Here is a 16,552-nt window from a genome sequence, read left to right on the forward strand (position 1 = left end):
ACCTGATTCTCAATCGTTCGTCTCGCGCTTGTGGTCGGGCGCCCGACCGCCCTGATTAGATGATGGCCGGCATTGGCGCGGGACCGGGCCGCCCCCTTGGCACCGTGAGCCCAGATGCCGCCGCGCCTCACCCCCAGGCCCGGCGGCACTCTCCATCTATGGCTCGCTGAGCTCGGCGTGGTGGAGCGGCCGTTCGTGATTCGAAGCGCCCAGGTTGCTCCGTTGCAGGAGCGGCTCAGTCATAGCTGTTGTCACTAGGGCCATCACGACCAGCAGGCTGTACAAGCCCGTGCCGATCAGCCCGGTTGTCAGGCCGATGTGCAAGACGACTAGCTCGGTGAGGCCCCTGGTGTTCAGCAGAGCGGCGAGCGCAGCTGAGGTGCGCTTGTCGAGGCGGGTGAGTCGACCGGCGAGCATGACAGCGCCGATCTTTCCGCCGACGGCGGCGACCACGATGATCACGAGCTCGCCGATGCCTGCGATGTCGAGCATGCCGAGGTCGACCGACAGCCCCGCGACGGCGAAGAACGCGGGCAGCAGCAGCGAGCTCAGGACGGTGGCGCCGGTCTCGGCCGCGGCGCGTTGGGCGCGGGGGAAGCAGAGCCCGGCGACGAATCCGCCGAAGATGACGTGCAGGCCGATCCACTCGGTGAGGGCGCCCAGGAGCAGGGCGCTGCCGATCGCGAGCAGCAGCACTTGTTGCGGGGTGCTGGTGGCGGCGAGTTTGGCCAGCAGCGGGCGCGCGCCCCACCACACCAGCGCGGCGAGGGGGATGAGCAGGGCCCAGCGCCAGTAGCTGCCGCTGGGGGCGACGAGCATCAGGACTACGGCGAGTGCGATCCAGGCAAGCACGTCGATCACGGCCGCGCACGCCAAGCTCAGTTGCCCGATCTGGGTTCGGATGAGCTGGCGGTCGACCAGGATGCGGGCCAGGACGGGGAACGCGGTCACCGCCAAGCTGGCGCCGATGAACAACGCGAACGACACGGTGCTGCCTGTCCGGTGGCGTGAGAGCGCCAGGACCGCGACCAGGCAGCCGAGGGCGAACGGGACCGTGTAGGCCGCGGCCGAGATCGCCGGAACCACGGCCCGACGGCGGGTGAACGCGCTTCGGTCGACCTCGAGACCTGCGACGAACATGAAGCCCAGCACACCGAGATTGGCCAGCACACTGAGCACGGGCCGCGCGTCGGCCGGGAACAGCACCTGCGACAGGTGCGGCCCCAGGATGGTCGGTCCGGCGAGGACTCCGGCGGCGATCTCGCCGATGACCGCCGGTTGACCGAGCTTCTCGGCGAGCCAGCCGAAGACGCGGGCCGCGATCATGATGATCACGAGGTCGACCAGGACCATGACGAGGGTGCTACTGGGCACGATCGGCTCCGATCGGTTCGGCCGAGGCCGGGCGTGCCCAGATCGCCAGGTCAGTGCGGGGCGGTGGGGATGTGGGCGACTTCCCAGCGGATGCCATCAGGGTCCTCGACGAAGGTCGCGTAGTAGCCCTCGGCGTAGTCGGGGTACTCGCGCGGTTCGTGTACAACGGTCCAGCCGCCCTCGACGACCGCGGTGTGCACCGCGTCGACGGTGGCGCGGTCGTCGACGGAGAAGGCGCCGTGCTGCCAGCCGGGGCGGCCGTGGGTGTGTGGTGCGGTGTCCTCACCCTCGACGCTGTAGACCAGCAGCTCCGGGCCCGGTCCGCCCCAGGTGCACAGCCGGTCGGAGGTGAGGCCGCGTGTGTACCCCAGCAGCCCGAACACCGTGTCGTAGAACGGTGCGGATTTGTCCTGATCGGCGGTGGTGAGGGCGAGGTGGTTGAAGCTGAGCACAGGTGTCCTTTCATTGGGCGACAACAACTTCGGTGGTGTCGCGGGTTTGGGTGGTGAAATCGTGCGGGCCGACGAGCGACCGTAGCCGCGCCAGCGCGGTGGGCATGTCGGGCGCGCCGATCCCGACCGAGATACCGGCGTCGGGGCGCAGCAGCGCGTCGTCGGTCTCGGCGGTGTTGAGGTGCCAGCCGAGCACGTCATCGGATCCGTAGAGCTGATCGGCCAGCTCGCTGTGGCGCAGCAGGGTGATCTCGCCGCGACGGTCGGGGGCGACGTAGCAGCAGGCGATGCAGGTCGCGGTGTGCGAGCCGTGGGCTGCCCTGACCGCGGCCGGGTGCAGGGGGCGGCCGATGCTGGCGGCCAGGTGCACCATGCGCGGGTCGACGCCGGTGTGCGCGGTGGCGGCGTGGGCGACCAGACCCGAACCCGGTCGCACCCCGATGTCGAGTACGTGCCAGCGTCGTTGGTGCAGGCGCAGTTCGATGTGCAGGGCCGCATCGGCCAGGCCCAGGGTCGTGACGACCCCGGCCAGCACCGTCGGTAATTGCGGCAGTTCGGCGTCGATGCGGGGATCGGTCGGCGGGCTGATCATCAACCCGTCGACGAACGGCGCGACGGCGGTGGCGGTGCACTTTTCGTGGATGACGGCGTGGGTGACGCGGCTGTCGCACACGGTTACGTCAACGCTGATCTCCACGGCCGTGTCGTCGTCGCCGAGGTACTGCGCCACGATGATCGGGGTCGCGGTATCGATGTGGCCCACCCGCAGAATCTGCTGATAGAGGGCCAGGTTCTCCTCGACGGACAACTCGGCGCGGTAGCGGTAGACCCCACGCGATCCGGCGCCGGTGGCCGGCTTGAGGATCGGGCGCGGACCCAGGTGCTCGAGCCCGAAACGCAGCAGCCGCGCCGAGAGCGACCCGGTGTGGTGGGGCGCGACGGCGATCTTGCTCCGGCCGAGCACCTGATACAAACGGGCCTTGTCGGTGACCAGAAATCGCGCGGTGGCCAGTGCCCATCGTGGGTTCAGTGCCGCGAGCGCGGTGTTCCACCAGTCGTCGAATCCGACGGCGCCGATCATGTCCTCGCCGAACTCGCCTCGCAGACGGTGCAGCGCTTCTTCGCGCAGCGTCGGCTCCCCGGCCTCCAACGCCATCAACACGTCGGTGGGGATCTGCCGGTAGATCGTTCCGGCCTCGCGCGCGGCCACGAGGGTGAGCGTGCGCGGGTCGAACGATCCGAAGACGGCGTAGACCGGGCTCGCGGCGTTGGGTCGCGGCCCGGTCATGTCGAGGGCTGTGCCCGTCATTGTTCACTCCTGCCGAAGTTGTCGGTGCTGGGTCGTATGGTCAGCGGATGGACGCAGTGACTGCGGGGCGGATCTCGGCGCTGGTGACCGATGTCGAAGCGGGGTTGCGACAGCACGCCGATCCCGACTATGTCGACGGCACTGTCGCTGCTCGCCATCCCGGCAAACCGGTTCTCGGAGTGCGGATTCCGCTGCTGCGCGGCGCGGTGAAAGCCGGATTGAAGAACGCGGGGATCACGGGTAGATCCCCGGATCCGGTGACGGTGTTCGGCGCGGCCGAGGCGCTGTGGCACGGCGAGGTCCACGAGGCCGAACTGGCGGGGTCGATGATGTTGCGTCTGACCGAGACGCGGATGCCGGCGCCGATGATCCTGCGGTGGGCGCTGCTGCTGGACAACTGGCTCAGCGTCGACGAGCTCGGCGGTGTTGTCGGTTTGTCCCTGGTCGATGACCCCGCCCTGCTGCCCCAGCTGCACCCGCTGGCGATCTCGCCGTCGGTGTGGCAGCGCCGCCTCTACGTCGTCGCGCTGATCCGGCCGGTCAAGGCGGGTCTGTCGCCCGCCGATGTGCCCGAGCTGGCCGCCCTGCTCGAGGAGAAGGACCCGGCGATCCGCAAGGCCTGCGTCTGGCTGATCAACGAGGCGATCAAGTCCCGTTCCGTCGAGGCCGCCGGGCAGTTCCGCCAGCTGGTGCCCGGCGTCGACCCGAAGCCGCTCGTCCGCATCCTCGACGCGGCCCTGGTCTGACACCGGCTGAGACCTGGTCTGGCCGATCACAGCGCACGCACCCGTGTGGCCGCATCGTCGATCACCTGCTGCGGCTGAGCGATACAGAGCCGGACTTCGCGGGTGGACCCGTTGAACACCTGGCCCGGGATGCCGACAACTCCGCTGTCGGCGAGCCGTTGCCAGGCATCGGCGCCGTCGACGGTCTCGACGTAGAGGTGGGTGCCGTCGGCGGCCGCGACCGCGCGCAGCGTCGACGAGCTGGCCACGGCCGCGAGCAGCTGGGCCCGATAATCCCCGAACAGCTTGGTGCGCGTGGCCAGTTCGTGCCGACAGGCCGGGTCCTGCAGGACGCGCAGCGCGAGGTCTTGGGCCAGGCAGCTCGTCGACATCGACAGGTGGGTTTTCGCGCGCACGACCGCGTCGAGCAGCGTGGGGTCGGTGCCGATGAGGCATCCCACCCGAGCGCCGGGCAGTCGCAGTAATTTCGACAGGCTGAACACCGCGATGTCGTCGGCGCCGAATCCTGCGGTGTGATCGGCCAATCCGGTGCCGGTGGTGGTCATGTGCGACAGGTCCCAGATCACCCACCCCCCGGATCGCCCTGCGGCATCGGGGTGGGTGACCAGTCCGGTCGGGTTGTGCGGTGTGCAGATCACGATCGGCGTGGTGCCTCGCCGCAGCACCTCGCTGGTGGCGCGGTAGGGCTGTACACGCAGCCCGAGCACCCCCGCCAGTTGCTCGAAGCCAGGGAAGGCCGGGCGCGGAATCCGCACGGTGTCGCCGGGGTCGGTGACGGAGGTCAGCGCGAGCGACAATGCTTCGCTGCCGCCCGCGGTGACTACGACCTGGTCGGGGCGCACGCCGAACAGCTCGCCCAGCGCGGTGCGCAGGCGAGGTTCACCCTGGACCTCGCCGTAGGCAGCGACCCCGGCCGTGGGCAGGGCGATCGGGCGGGCGAACTCGGCCGACAGCGGCGCCGAGTTGTCTCCGCGCAGGTCCAATTGCCCTGTGGTGACAGCGAAGTCGTCGTAGCTGTAGGCGACCAGGCGGGCCGCTCGGTGGCTGATCGTCGTGCTCACCGGTTCACCACCAGGCCGTGGTGGTGCCAGTGTGCCCGCAGGTCCTGTGGGCGCAGCGTGGCCACCGCTGATGCCTGGGTGAGCAGCCACAACGCCGCGGTGTCGTCACTGATGTGCTCGGCGGCGGCGAACTCGCGGACGGCGGCTTCTTCGACCGGGGTCAGGTTCAACACCGCGCACACCGCCGGCACCAGCGATTCGGCGCGGCGGCCGGTCGTCGCGGCGAGCTGAGTCCGGCAATCGAGCAGCAGCGCGCCCGCGGCGGGGTCGGCATCGGCGAGCCGGTGGCGCAGGAGCAGCGGTTCGGCGGCGAGGTTGCCGCCGCCACGGCCCAACCCGAGCAGGGAACAGTCCAGGTAGGTCGCCCCGGCCTCCACGGCGGCCAGCGCGTTGGCGTAGGCCAGGTGCAGGAAGTCGTGGGCGTGGAACCCGATGTCGGTGTCGACAGCGGCGCGCAGCCGGTGCACGAGTTCGCCGACCTGGTCGGGCAGCAGCGCGCTGCAGGTGTCGGCGATGTAGACGACATCGGGGGCGATGTCCTCGACGATCGTCGTCGCGTGATCGACGAGCTCGGTGGCGCTGTAGCGGGAGGCCAGCGCGATGTTCACCGCGACGGCCAGGCCGTGGCGGCGTGCGTCGAGAGCACCGGCGCGGATCGCGTCGGCCCAACGCGGGTGGTAGACGAAGCGCAGCATCGTGAGTCCGGCCTCGACATACGGGGCGAGGTCGACCGGTTCGGTGAGCGCGCTCGGATGGACCATCGCGGCCAGGCCGAGCCCGTCGCGCCGCGCGGCCGCGACGTGCTGTGGGGTCAGGTAGGCGCCGACTCCGGCGCGAGCGACACTGTGCTCGAGGGGAACACCGCCCAGATAGCCGAGTTCGACGATGTCGATTCCGGTGGCGTGGCCGGTGGCCGCGACCATGCCGAAGTGGTTGTCGGGCCAGTGGAAGTCGACCTCGAATCCGCCGTCACGCAAGGTCACATCGAGCAGGGTCGCCAGCGGTTCGGTCGCGGTGACGGGGGGCGGCGCGAAGTGGTCGAACATCACCAGGTCCTCATCGTCTCGACGACCGCGGCCGCGGCGGCGACCGGATCCAGGTCAGCGCGGGCCGTGCACACCCGGAAGTGGTCCGCCGCACCGAATCCGGCGCCGGGGCTCACCCGCGCCGGTCGTACTCCCGCAGCCCTGCGGGCGGGGAGCGCGGCGGGGGTTTTGCACCACAGGTAGAGCCCGCCGTGGGAGACGACGTCGACACCGGCGTCGGTCAGGGCGGCCGCGGCCGCGGCCCGGTCGACGGCGACGGCCTGGCGCACCTGCGCGAGCCAGGCCGAGGCGACCGGATCGGTCAACAGGGCGGCGGCGAGCTGCTGGTTGACCACACTGGTGCACGAGGCATACGCGCCGCGGAACGCGGTGAGCGCGTCGAGCACCTGGCGGTCGGCGTGCACAAACCCCACGCGCAGTCCGGCCACAGCCAGCGACTTCGACACCGAGTCGACGACAAAGTGGCGGTGCGGATCGAACGCGAGTGCCCGCGCTGCGGTCACCGGCGTAGCGCCGAAGACCCGATACACCTCGTCGGAGACCACGCTCACCCCGAACACCGTCGCGACGGCGATGATCTCGTCCATCGCCGCTTGCCCGAGTTCGGCACCGGTCGGGTTGTGCGGGTAGTTCAGGATCAGCACCCGCGGCCGGGGATCGGATTCAGTGATCAGTGCCCGCAGTCGACCCGGGTCCGCAGCGAGGGCGGACGGGTCGTAGCCCAGCACGGTCGCGCTGGACGCTTCGACCCAGAACCGGTAGGGCTCCCATCCCGGCACGGGCGCCAGCACCGGCCCGCCGCCCTGCTGGTGCAGGGCGAACCGCACCGCCAGCAAGGCGGCTTCCTTGCCACCGGCGGTGACCAGCACTGTGGCCGGGTCAGCGGCGCGGTCGGGGTGCAGGTGGCGCAGGTAGGCCGCGCGCAACTCGGCTTCCCCGCGCGGATCGGAGTACCAGATCCGGTCCATCGCGGTGAGCCGGGCACCGAGGACGTCGCGGACCGCGCCCGGCATCGGATACCACGCTTCACCGACTCCGAAGTCCAGGCTCGACTCCACCGGGGAGACCGTCGACCGGGCGTACCCGGCTCCCGGTGCGGTGAGCGCGTCCAGGAGCCGGGTGAAGAACGGGTCGCCGGTCATCAGCGTGCCGTGACCAGGGGCAAACGCTTGTGACGGGTCCGACTCGACGCGCCGGGCAGCGCGTTGGTCGCACCCATCGCGGCGACTCGATCGGCGCCGGCCTTCCACTCGGTCTCGTCGATGACACCGACCTGCTGGGAGAGCCGGTCGACGATGCGGTGGTAGAGCCGCTGCTGCGGGTCGGCGAAGAAGTGCGCCATGAGCTCGCTGTAGACCAGCTTGCCCGGCTCAGTCAGCCGCAGGATGTCACCGGCGAGTTCGGCGTGCCCGGCGTCGACGATGCGTTCGATGCGCTCGGCATAGACCTTGTCCAGGTCCAACACCGCCAGGTCGCGCATATCGAAGGTGAGCCGCTTCGGGAAGAACACCAGGCCCTTCTCGTAGGCGTGGTAGACCGACGACCGGGTGATCGGCAACAGCCCGGCGCCCGCGGTCTTGGCGTAGTGCCGCTCATCGGCATCGTTCATCCAGGCCAAACCCCGGATGAAGCTGTAGGCGCCCGGTCCCACGCCGACTGCCTCGTCGCGGTAGCCGCCGTAGAGCGTCGAGAACATGTATCTCGTAGCCGGGGCGGTGCTGTCACCGAAGCAGTACATGTTCTGCTCCCCCATCGACTCGAGCAGCGCGGCGCGGGCCTCGTGGAACATCCGCGAGCGGTCGTCGAGCATCGCCGGCCGGGGCAGCTCGCCGGAGCGGATCCTCTCCTGCCACCCGGGCAAGGTCATCACGTAGTCGACCGGGTACATCGACACTGACGCCACCCCCGACTCCGCAGCCAGCCGCGCATCCCGGCGCGCGTGCGCGGTGTCCTGACCGGGAAACCCGGTCATCATGTCCAAGTTCGTGTTCGCGAACCGCTGCCCGGCCCACCCGATCGCGTTGTAGACCTGGTCCGGGCTGGCGGTGATGTGCACCATGTCCCGAATCGCCGGATCGAAAGACTGCACCCCGAACGACACCCTGGTCACGCCCAGTTCGGCCAGGGCGTCGAACTTCTCCGGCGAAACGCTCTTGACCTCGAACTCGAACGAGATCTCCACATCCGCAGCCAAGGTGAAGTGCGCGCGGATCGCGCCCATGAGCGCGGCGATCTGCTCGACGTTCAGCACCGACGGCGTCCCGCCGCCGATGTAGACGCTGTCGATCTCCCACCCCTGCATCCGCGGGGTCGCGCCCAGCGTCTCCAGCTCGACGTGCAGCGCGGCCAGGAACGCCGCGATCCGATCGGGCGTGCCGACCCACTTCACAAATGGACAAAACGTGCAGAGGGTGTCACAGAACGGAATGTGCACGTACAAGGCCTTGAGCCCGCGCGTGTGATCACCTTCGATCGCGACATCGGGTGTCGACAGGTGCGCTGCGACGAGAGCCCGGTGATCCGCCGAAGTGCTGAGGTCGAAAAACGGGTAACTGAATGACTCGAACGGGAGCATCGGAACCTCGATCAGTATTTGGAAGAATGTCAGGAGTGTCCACCAGATGCCCCTGTCGGCGCCCGGAAACAATGCACGGACGCCGACAGGACATCGCATATCGGCCGGAAATTTCCGGCCCCTAGATCAGGCTCCGCCCGCGACCCACTTGGTCATCGAGATCACCTCCCTCCGAATCGATCCAGTCGAGCTCGGACCCCATTGATGGTGGCACACATCCCCCACGATTGTCAGCTGAACTATCGCCAAATCTGTTGCAGCCCTTGACAATTCAAAAGCGACCGCATGCACGACTGAAGCCGGTCCGGCGAGGTCGCCGAACCGGTTCACCGGTGCAGATGTGCCATGCGCGGGAAGACGTTTCGGCGCATCGACAACACAGGTCAAAGAATCAGAACCACCGGACCTTTCGCGCATGGAAATGTATTCCAGGCCTCACCATCGGTGAATCCAGGAAGAGTTTCGGAATATTCGTTTCGGGTGGAATTCGTGAATTACACGCGCTCTGTCTACGCCGCGTCGATCACGGTTCGAAGACCTTCGAGCACGGCTGTGAGCAGTACCGCATCCGCCGAGAATTCCCAGCCATCGTGTGGCGGTGGAACTTCCTGCGCTTCTCTCTGTGGTAGTTGTGGTTCGTCGAAATCGCTCATGACCGTCACGCTTCGTAGAGTCTGTGGCAGGGCAGCAGGTGCATCGTGGTTGTCACCGCCCTGTCGATGGTGACCAGGGCGGCGCTGTGCCATCGACTCAGGTCGGCGGCGAACGCCTCCGCGACAGCACGCTCGGCTCGGTAGTCGAATACGACGTGGCGAGGGAACTCGACCGCGAGATGAACCTGCACGCCGCTCACCGCCCGATCGCCGCAGCAGCGGGTTCGGGCTGGTGAGCGCCGGGCAGCGGAAGTTCGCAGCGCGTGCTCGTCCCGCCGGTGCCCCAACTCGCTCGCACCACCTGCCCGGACCCACACGCGGCGATCACCGTGCGGTCGGGCGGCGTGGTGGCATAGTCCCTGGTGTCGAAGCAGGTGACCACGAGTGTGTTCGCCGCGAGGTCGTGGTGGATGCGAATGGTGAGCATGTGGCTCTGGCCGACGGCGTGGTCGGCCTCGGTGACCGTACTCACCAGCTCTCGCACGACCCGATCCATCGAGGCGGTCATGTCGGTGAGGCCGAACCGAGTCAGGCGCAGGCGGCTGTTGGTCCGGGCGATCTCCTCGGCCAGCGGAACAGGTGGCACTTGGAACTCGCCGATAACCGCGATATCGCCCCCGGGCGCGAGGTGGCCGGGGTTGCTGGCATCGAGAATCCCGACCGCGGGCCGCACATCGGCGATCCGCTGCAATAGAACCTGCCGGGGCACGACCAGGCCATCCAGGTGCCCTACGTGTGGAATGACGAGGTATCCGCCGCCGGCGCCTTGCAACTGCTCGACCGCCGCCCACAGCACACGAAAGCTCGCGGGCCCGCCGAGTAGAGGACGTAGGTCGACGCGGTCACGGGCGGCGAGCTCGGTCACCGTGCGGGTGAGCACGGTGTCGTATCGGCGATCCATCGCCTCCATCAACGACCACAGCGGGTTGCCCTGCGGCGTCGGCTCGCGATGAATGTCCTTGTCCTCGAGTACGGCTCCCGCCGCGATCGCGGCCTGCTGCAACCGATGTTCCACCACCAGAACCTCGTCGGGATGCACCAGCGCGGACCGCAGGTAGCCGATCATCATCGTCATCGCCGACTCGATTCTCTTGGCCATGCTGCCCGTGGCGGTGGATCCGGCACGGCCTGGCAGGCGGTCAGATCGTTGATGGTCATCTGCTTGTTGTCCCTTCCTCGCCCCGCCGCGGCTGCTCAGTCGTGCGTGGCGGCGACGAAAGCGCTGGCGGCCAGGTGGGGTCGACACGTCGGACCGTGTCCGTCGTGGAGTTTCAGCACCGCGAACGCTTCGTTGTACGAGGCAAACGACCCCGGATCCGACTCGCAGTCGCGGTGGGCTTCCTCGCACAGCGCCATGTCGAGTTGTCGCACTCGCTGCCTCCTCGGGCCCCGGCCGCTGAGGCGGCCCCCTGGTGTACGAAGGGCGGTGCCACCGGAATGTCAACGAGAGGCTATTGATTCACCTCGGCAGCGTGCCCAGTTCGAATCGTCGCGCAGACCTGCGGAAACGAGGGGGTACACCATGTACCCCTTCTCAAGAAATTTCGCGGTACCCTCCGGATAGACCCGAAATCCCCATCCGACGGCGGGAAATCCCATGGACAGTTCCAACCCCCAGCCCGGCGAGCGAATCGGCGAGAACATCCGCCGACTGCGTGGGAAAGCACTCACCCGGCAGCAGCTAGCCGACAAGTCCGGCGTCAGCGTGGACCTGCTGAAACTGCTCGAGCAGGGAACCCGCAACTCGACCTCCCTGCCCACCCTGCGCAAGCTCGCCGCCGCCCTGGACTGCGATGTCAGCGACATCGTGGGCAAGCGCACCGGCCTGCCCAACAGCACCGGCGAGACCGCCGGCGTGATCGCGATCCGCCGCGCCCTGACCAACGTTGACGAACTCACCGGCACCTCCGAGGAACACCTCCCCATCTCCATCAACGACGCCCACCGCGCCGTCACCTACGCATGGGGCTCCTACTGGGCCGGAAGGTACGAGAAGCTGGCGGCGATACTCCCCGCCGGCATTGCCGATCTGCGCGCTACCCAGAAGGCGGCTCAAGGCGCCGATCGCGCGCTGGCGTCGGAGCTGTACGCCCGCATGCTGTGGGCCACCGCGTGCACGCTCGTGCACCTGGGCCACACCGACACGGCCTGGACTGCTATCACCGACGCTCACAAGGCCGCGAAGCTCGGCAACGATCCGCTCCTCGAGGCAACACTGCGAGGATCCGTCGGCTGGCAGCTACTCGTACAGGGCCGCCACGACGAATCCCGCGCCGTAGTCCTCAACGCCGCCAAGGATATTCAACCAGTCGGCGACGTGCCCGACGCCCATCTGTCCGTGTACGGATCGCTACTCCTGCAAGGTGCAACCGCTTCCGGGCGAGACCAAAAGGTCTCTCTCGCAATCGACCTCGCCGACGAAGCCCGTGCGGTCGCTGGTCGCCTACCTGGCGACACCAAGGACTACGAGTGCAACTTCGGGCCCTCACAGGTTGCCATGCAGTTGACCGACATTCACGTTTCGTCGGAGATGTACCCCGAAGCACTTGTCGCGGCCAGGGAGATGCCGCTCGGCGGTACTGGCCTGACGCAGGTCTCTCAGGCCAGACACCTGCTCGACCGCGCCGCAGCCCTCACTCGGCTTGGCCGCTACGACGATGCGTACAAGATGGTTTCGACCGCCGAGAAGGTAGGTGGTGACCAGTGGGCGAGGCACCAGGCCTTGTTTCGGTCGGTCGTTGCTGAGTTACTCGACAACGACAGGGCGAGCGGGCTCCGCGAGCTTGCGGGTCGCATCGGCGTGCGCGGCTAGGAGGTGACATGGCTGCCGTCGCAGTCGGTCGGGCAGCTCTGTGATCCGGGGCGTACCCTCCGCCAGCGGCGGTCGCCAACCAGCAGACAACGCAGGGAGGCAGGTCGAGCAGGCGTTCGCCGAGGCGATGGTTGCCGATCGGATGATGACCGCGACGGCCAGCTTCCATTCCACCCTCCACGCAGCCTGCACAGCACACGGGCTGAGTACAGTCGGCGCACCGCTGATCCATCACTCCGACGACACCAGCCCGTGGAGTCAATACACATGACTCTTCGTCATCCAGTGCTGGCCAAGGTGATCGATCCAGAATCAGGGCGGTGCCATCGAGTTTGTCCGCCCTGGCCATGCAGGATGACTCTGCCGTGGCGGATCCGGCGGCCGCCGACAAGAACATCGATGTCGAGGTCGAGCTGTCGGACCCGGCCGCGGCCGCGCCCTAATACTGCAACGACACTCAGGTGAGTGGGTGGCCTCGTCGCCGGTAGTGGGATAGCCGGGCTTGGTGTTGTCGTCGGCGGCGCCATCGTGACCAGGCCCAGACGTGGCCGGGGTCGTGGTGGCGGGGCAGGACCAGGGCGACGAGCAGGCGTCGGATCTCCGGTAGCGTGAGAGCGATCATGTCTTCACCGGTGTCGGTGTATCCCCCCTTGTGGCAATCGCTTTCGACGCCGACAGCCAGGCGAGGGCGAGCATGGACAGGGTGATGTGGGCGTACCAGGCCCGGTAGCTGCGGACCTGGTAGTGATCGAGCCCGGCTTCGCCTTTGGCCTGCTGGAATGCTTCTTCGATATGCCAGCGCGACCCGGCGGTGAACGCCAGATCCACCAAGCGGGAGCGGGCCGGCCCGTAACACAGGTAGTAGGCGATGCGGGTCGGGTCGCTGACCGAACGCCGCGCCAGCAGCCAGTGCCCGCGTCCACGAATCCAGGGCCCGTCGATCTGGCGGCGCGCCCAGTCGTATTCGCGGGGTCCGTGCGCACCGGCACCGACCGACAGCCGCTGCCAGGCGCCGGCCGCGAACTCGGCGACGAGTTCGTCGACCCGGGCCACACGGTCGGCGCGGGTGGCCACCCGCTGATCACAGCGAGTGGCCAGCACATAGGACACGTCGCGGGATTCGAGCCACTCACGCAGATAGCCGGCCTGACCGTAGGCCTCATCCGCGGTGAACCACGCGAACGGCACCCCGACCTCCAGGGCTCGGGCCAGCATCGCGATCACCTGCCGTGGTTTCGTGGCGAACCCGACCTCCTCGGCGATGCCCGCAGCCCGGCAACGCTCACGGTCGCTGGTCCAGGATTCGGGCAGATACAGTTCCCGGTCGATCAGCGCGTGCCCGCGCGGCGAGGCATACGCCAGGAACACCCCGATCTGACAGTTCTCCGTCCGCCCCGCCGTGCCCGAGTACTGCCGCTGCACCCCCGCTGACCGCACGCCCTTCTTCAGGAATCCGGTCTCATCGGCGGCCAGCACCGCATCGGGGTCACCGAGCCGTTCCACGACATAGGCGCGCACGTCGTCACGGACACCGTCGACGTCCCAGTCCGCTCGGCGCAGCAGCCGCTGCATCCCCTGCGGACCCGACTCACCGGCATGCTCGGCCAGAGTCCACCCGTTCTTCCGTTCCAACCCGGCCACCAGCCCCGATACGTACTCCCGGGCCCGAGCCCGTGGCTCGGACCGGGTGAACCGGGCACCAACCCGTGTCATCAACGAATCCAACTCGGCCACAGCACGATCCAACACCACACCACAGAACTACCAGCACCGACTCACACGAGTGTCGTTGCAGTACTAAACCGTAGTCGGGGCGACGGCGGACCTGCAGGTCGAGGTGGGCGTGCCTGGCCCAGTCTGTGCGCGTCGCTACTAGGATTGATCCCTTGGCGCGCAGCCGGCCCCGCAGCTTTTCGAGTGCGGTCGGCGCGATGCGGGCTCGGGGAAGGTCGAGCACGATGAGGTCGATGCCGTCGGCGAGGACACCGACGATCTCGGCGGCGCGATCGGTGGGCGTTCTGACGAGGAAGAGTCGTTGGAGATCGGCACCCATCTCAGAGGCGGCCAGCAGACCGATCTGCGGGCCGGTGGGATCGGTGAGGATCGCCGCGTGCTGGCCGGCCGCCGTCGCGGCCGCGAGGAACCCGCACAGCACCGCGCCCCGCGGGCATGTCACCATCGTCCCCCGGGCCAAGCCGTGATCGGGCAGCAGTTCGCCGAGCGGCCCCGGCACGGGAAGAACGTCGTGGCCGGGTACCGAGGTGCGCTCAGGAGCGCCAGCGCGTGCCGAGATCGCGCTCATCTGTTCCCTCAGGTGCGCGAGCCGGTCCGCCATCGGGAGCGCGGCGAGGTTGTCCCTCGCCGCCTCAGCCCTGAGCGGATTCGAACACATGAGCGAAAGTCTCCCACATGCTTGGCGCTGGAATCGCCGCGACCTGCATCTATTGCGTCAACATTCTTGTTGACCATCTCAGCGTCAACGAATATGTTGACGATATGGACGAGCGAGCGTGGAACGTCGGCGAGGCGGTCGACGCCGTGCTGAGCGGCACTGAAGGCGTGGATGCCGATCAGGTCACCGCGGTGCTGCGCCTACTCGAGGAGCACCGCGAGCGAGTCGACCGAGTTGAGGTCGCGTTCCTCGACGCCGTGCTGGCTCGGGGATGGACGTGGGAGCAGCTCGGTGCCGCCATGGGCAAGCGATCCAAGCAGGCGGCACAACAACACGCCAAACGGTTGCGTGCCCGGCTGTCCGCTCCCTCCGGCGCCGTGCCGACGGCCGCCGATTTCACGGTGAGCGACGTAGTCGAGATGTCACTGAGCCGGGTCGCTTCGCCGAGTTCGTCTGTGCCCGTGGTGGAAACACCGCTGGCGGCACCGCAGTACGAGGACTTGCCAGTTCAGGCCCCGCCGCGCGAAGTCGAAAAGCCGGCCGAGGCGGTGGTGGCGGTGACGTGGCGGGATCGGGGCCGCAGCCGGAGCGCGCCGTACACCGGGCCGACCCGGTTCGACCGCACCGTTCCCGCAACCTCCTGCCCGACATGTGGTTTCGACCCGGCCGGGCAATCGCTACGCGGGCGCCTGCGCGAGGATCTGAAGGTGACGTGGCTGGAAGGCGACGATCGTGGCCTGGTCGAACGCGCACACTGCGAGCGGTGCCAGCCCCGCTCACCGCGTCACCGCATCGCCGATTTGTCCTGCGTGGCGTGCGGGGAAGGGCCACTACTGGTCGATGCTCTCGCCGCCGCCTACGCCGACGAGAACCGCATCGAGCTGCCGATCGGTGAGTGGCTCACCGCGAACGGATGGCGAGAGGCCCCGCAGGGCTGGACATGTGGTGATCACGATTGATCGACCTCAGCAGTCGTCGTGGTCGTCGTCGTCGATGTCGTGGTCTTCGCCGATCGTGCCGCGCGCGCGTCGGCCGTCCTCGGGGTCGAGGCTTCGGCCGCGGCCGAGCCGTTCGTTGAGCACGTCGAGCACATCGCCGGTGCGGTAGAACCGGCGGGCGCCCCGGTCGTAGTGCTGGGCGGCGGCGTCGACGCGCGCGCGGTACTGGGTGAAGTTCTTGCTGTTGCGCCCGGCGAGCGCCGCGATGGTGCCCAGGGTGCGGAACTCGTCCAGGTCAGTGCCGTCGGGAACGGTGACGGTCTCGGGACGGCGCGCGGCCTCCCACTTGGCAAGCCAGGTGTCGAGCTCGGCGGAGTCGTACTCGCGGGCGGGTGTGCCTCTGCCGACAGGAGCCCGCTGGCCCTTCGGGGCCGGGAAGGTGGGCTGGGGAAGGAGCTGGTTGCGCACCGCGCGGACATTGCGGCCGTGCCGCTTGGCCCATTCGTCCAACGTCTCCATCCACGCATTGTGGCTCAGGCACGGACGCGGCCGCTCCCGGCGCCGCTGGGGAACGCGGGCGAGGTAGGGGTGGGCGGGCATCGGTTCTCCCGGGTGTTCGAGGTCGCGGAACGCCGCGCGCCGGCGTGTTAGCCTGCGGTGTTCCCTCCTGTCGAGGGTGGGACGCGGCGGCCGGTGAGTCCGGCCACGATCGGTCATCGGTTGTGGCACACCGGCCGCCGTTCATGCATCTACCCACCGCCGCAGATCGGCCGGGATTCGTTCCTGCGGAACCGACAACCGGCACGCCTGCTCGGTGATTTCGATGCGGCTTCGCACTCGCCGCGTGGCGCAAAGGCCGGGCCACGACGCGGCCCGGCCCGCACGCTGGGTGCTGGTCTACTGGTCGGCGTTGCCCAGGAATTCCGCGTCGGCGATCGCCTGCTCGCCCTCGATGTGCCATTCGCCGAGGACGCGGAATCGCTGTTCGAGCAGGTATTCCGCGACTTCGGCGAGCGACGGGTTCTCCGTCGGCGTGGTCAGTTCCGTGGGCTCGTCGAACTGACCTTCCCCCGTGGCGAAGATCCGGAGCGAGTCGCTGCCGAGGTCGAAGTGGACGCTGGCACGGTCACCCGCCTTGGCGTGGGGCACTTCGTCCTGATCGGTCCACGGCGTCACTTCGTTGTTGTCGTTCAT

Annotated in this window: 18 protein-coding genes and 1 pseudogene; 4 read left to right on the forward strand and 15 right to left on the reverse strand. The window is 68.3% G+C overall.

Annotated elements, in window-relative coordinates:
* Positions 1-156: 156 nt before the first annotated feature.
* From NS1_RS29680 to NS1_RS41020, 3 genes are read right to left on the reverse strand one after another with little or no spacing between them, the layout of a single operon-like run.
* Positions 157-1,374, reverse strand: a complete 1,218-nt coding sequence (locus NS1_RS29680) for a cation:proton antiporter (RefSeq protein ID WP_157125452.1) — start codon at positions 1,372-1,374, stop codon at positions 157-159.
* Positions 1,375-1,424: 50 nt separating this feature from the next.
* On the reverse strand, positions 1,425-1,826 hold the full coding sequence (locus tag NS1_RS41015; protein WP_062989784.1) for a VOC family protein: 402 nt from the start codon (positions 1,824-1,826) through the stop codon (positions 1,425-1,427).
* Positions 1,827-1,836: 10 nt separating this feature from the next.
* The gene (locus NS1_RS41020; protein WP_062989786.1) at positions 1,837-3,135 is read right to left on the reverse strand and encodes an ATP-grasp domain-containing protein; all 1,299 of its coding nucleotides are present in this window, start codon (positions 3,133-3,135) and stop codon (positions 1,837-1,839) included.
* A gap of 47 nt (positions 3,136-3,182) precedes the next feature.
* Between NS1_RS41020 and NS1_RS29695 the strand changes: the two genes are divergently transcribed.
* Complete coding sequence (locus tag NS1_RS29695) at positions 3,183-3,881, forward strand: DNA alkylation repair protein (RefSeq protein ID WP_062989788.1); 699 nt, start codon at positions 3,183-3,185, stop codon at positions 3,879-3,881.
* A gap of 26 nt (positions 3,882-3,907) precedes the next feature.
* Here NS1_RS29695 and NS1_RS29700 read toward each other — a convergent pair whose 3' ends face one another.
* The 8 genes from NS1_RS29700 to NS1_RS40395 all read right to left on the reverse strand — a co-directional run bounded on the left by NS1_RS29700 (position 3,908) and on the right by NS1_RS40395 (position 10,587).
* Complete coding sequence (locus tag NS1_RS29700) at positions 3,908-4,942, reverse strand: pyridoxal phosphate-dependent aminotransferase (protein ID WP_062989790.1); 1,035 nt, start codon at positions 4,940-4,942, stop codon at positions 3,908-3,910.
* Positions 4,939-5,988 (reverse strand): hydroxymethylglutaryl-CoA lyase-like TIM-barrel protein, encoded by a 1,050-nt coding sequence (locus NS1_RS29705; RefSeq protein WP_062989792.1) that lies wholly within the window; start codon positions 5,986-5,988, stop codon positions 4,939-4,941. The genes NS1_RS29700 and NS1_RS29705 overlap by 4 nt, the downstream gene beginning before the upstream one ends.
* The gene (locus tag NS1_RS29710) at positions 5,988-7,130 is read right to left on the reverse strand and encodes an aminotransferase class I/II-fold pyridoxal phosphate-dependent enzyme (RefSeq protein ID WP_062989794.1); all 1,143 of its coding nucleotides are present in this window, start codon (positions 7,128-7,130) and stop codon (positions 5,988-5,990) included. The genes NS1_RS29705 and NS1_RS29710 overlap by 1 nt, the downstream gene beginning before the upstream one ends.
* Positions 7,130-8,662: a coproporphyrinogen-III oxidase family protein gene (locus NS1_RS29715; RefSeq protein ID WP_084504636.1), complete on the reverse strand. Its 1,533-nt coding sequence runs from the start codon at positions 8,660-8,662 to the stop codon at positions 7,130-7,132. The genes NS1_RS29710 and NS1_RS29715 overlap by 1 nt, the downstream gene beginning before the upstream one ends.
* A 410-nt stretch (positions 8,663-9,072) precedes the next feature.
* Positions 9,073-9,216: a hypothetical protein gene (locus tag NS1_RS40390; protein ID WP_157125453.1), complete on the reverse strand. Its 144-nt coding sequence runs from the start codon at positions 9,214-9,216 to the stop codon at positions 9,073-9,075.
* Between the two features lie 5 nt (positions 9,217-9,221).
* The gene (locus NS1_RS29720; RefSeq protein ID WP_157125454.1) at positions 9,222-9,407 is read right to left on the reverse strand and encodes a hypothetical protein; all 186 of its coding nucleotides are present in this window, start codon (positions 9,405-9,407) and stop codon (positions 9,222-9,224) included.
* Positions 9,408-9,412: 5 nt separating this feature from the next.
* Positions 9,413-10,315: a hypothetical protein gene (locus NS1_RS29725; RefSeq protein ID WP_062989800.1), complete on the reverse strand. Its 903-nt coding sequence runs from the start codon at positions 10,313-10,315 to the stop codon at positions 9,413-9,415.
* Between the two features lie 95 nt (positions 10,316-10,410).
* On the reverse strand, positions 10,411-10,587 hold the full coding sequence (locus NS1_RS40395; RefSeq protein ID WP_157125455.1) for a hypothetical protein: 177 nt from the start codon (positions 10,585-10,587) through the stop codon (positions 10,411-10,413).
* A gap of 226 nt (positions 10,588-10,813) precedes the next feature.
* Here NS1_RS40395 and NS1_RS29730 point away from each other — a divergent pair, with 226 nt between their 5' ends.
* Both NS1_RS29730 and NS1_RS41930 read left to right on the forward strand, forming a co-directional pair.
* Positions 10,814-12,028 carry a helix-turn-helix domain-containing protein gene (locus tag NS1_RS29730; protein ID WP_062989802.1) on the forward strand — a complete coding sequence of 405 codons (1,215 nt, stop codon included), beginning with the start codon at positions 10,814-10,816 and terminating at the stop codon, positions 12,026-12,028.
* 320 nt (positions 12,029-12,348) lie between these two features.
* On the forward strand, positions 12,349-12,471 hold the full coding sequence (locus tag NS1_RS41930) for a hypothetical protein (RefSeq protein WP_255284751.1): 123 nt from the start codon (positions 12,349-12,351) through the stop codon (positions 12,469-12,471).
* 175 nt (positions 12,472-12,646) lie between these two features.
* On the opposite strand, the gene NS1_RS29735 is transcribed toward NS1_RS41930, so the two are convergent.
* Both NS1_RS29735 and imuA' read right to left on the reverse strand, forming a co-directional pair.
* Entirely contained in the window at positions 12,647-13,780 is a 1,134-nt protein-coding gene (locus NS1_RS29735) for an IS701 family transposase (RefSeq protein WP_062989804.1), read from the reverse strand.
* A gap of 76 nt (positions 13,781-13,856) precedes the next feature.
* Positions 13,857-14,420, reverse strand: a pseudogene (gene imuA' / locus NS1_RS42725) (DnaE2-dependent mutagenesis accessory factor ImuA'); the annotation flags it as partial.
* Positions 14,421-14,524: 104 nt separating this feature from the next.
* On the opposite strand from imuA', the gene NS1_RS29740 reads away from it, so the two are divergent.
* On the forward strand, positions 14,525-15,379 hold the full coding sequence (locus NS1_RS29740; RefSeq protein ID WP_157125456.1) for a hypothetical protein: 855 nt from the start codon (positions 14,525-14,527) through the stop codon (positions 15,377-15,379).
* A gap of 6 nt (positions 15,380-15,385) precedes the next feature.
* Here NS1_RS29740 and NS1_RS40400 read toward each other — a convergent pair whose 3' ends face one another.
* Together NS1_RS40400 and NS1_RS29750 are read right to left on the reverse strand one after the other, a co-directional pair.
* Positions 15,386-15,877 (reverse strand): hypothetical protein, encoded by a 492-nt coding sequence (locus NS1_RS40400; protein WP_062989809.1) that lies wholly within the window; start codon positions 15,875-15,877, stop codon positions 15,386-15,388.
* 378 nt (positions 15,878-16,255) lie between these two features.
* Complete coding sequence (locus tag NS1_RS29750) at positions 16,256-16,552, reverse strand: hypothetical protein (RefSeq protein WP_062989811.1); 297 nt, start codon at positions 16,550-16,552, stop codon at positions 16,256-16,258.

Source organism: Nocardia salmonicida NBRC 13393 (assembly GCF_001613085.1).
In the GTDB taxonomy this organism is placed as follows: Bacteria; Actinomycetota; Actinomycetes; order Mycobacteriales; family Mycobacteriaceae; genus Nocardia; species Nocardia salmonicida.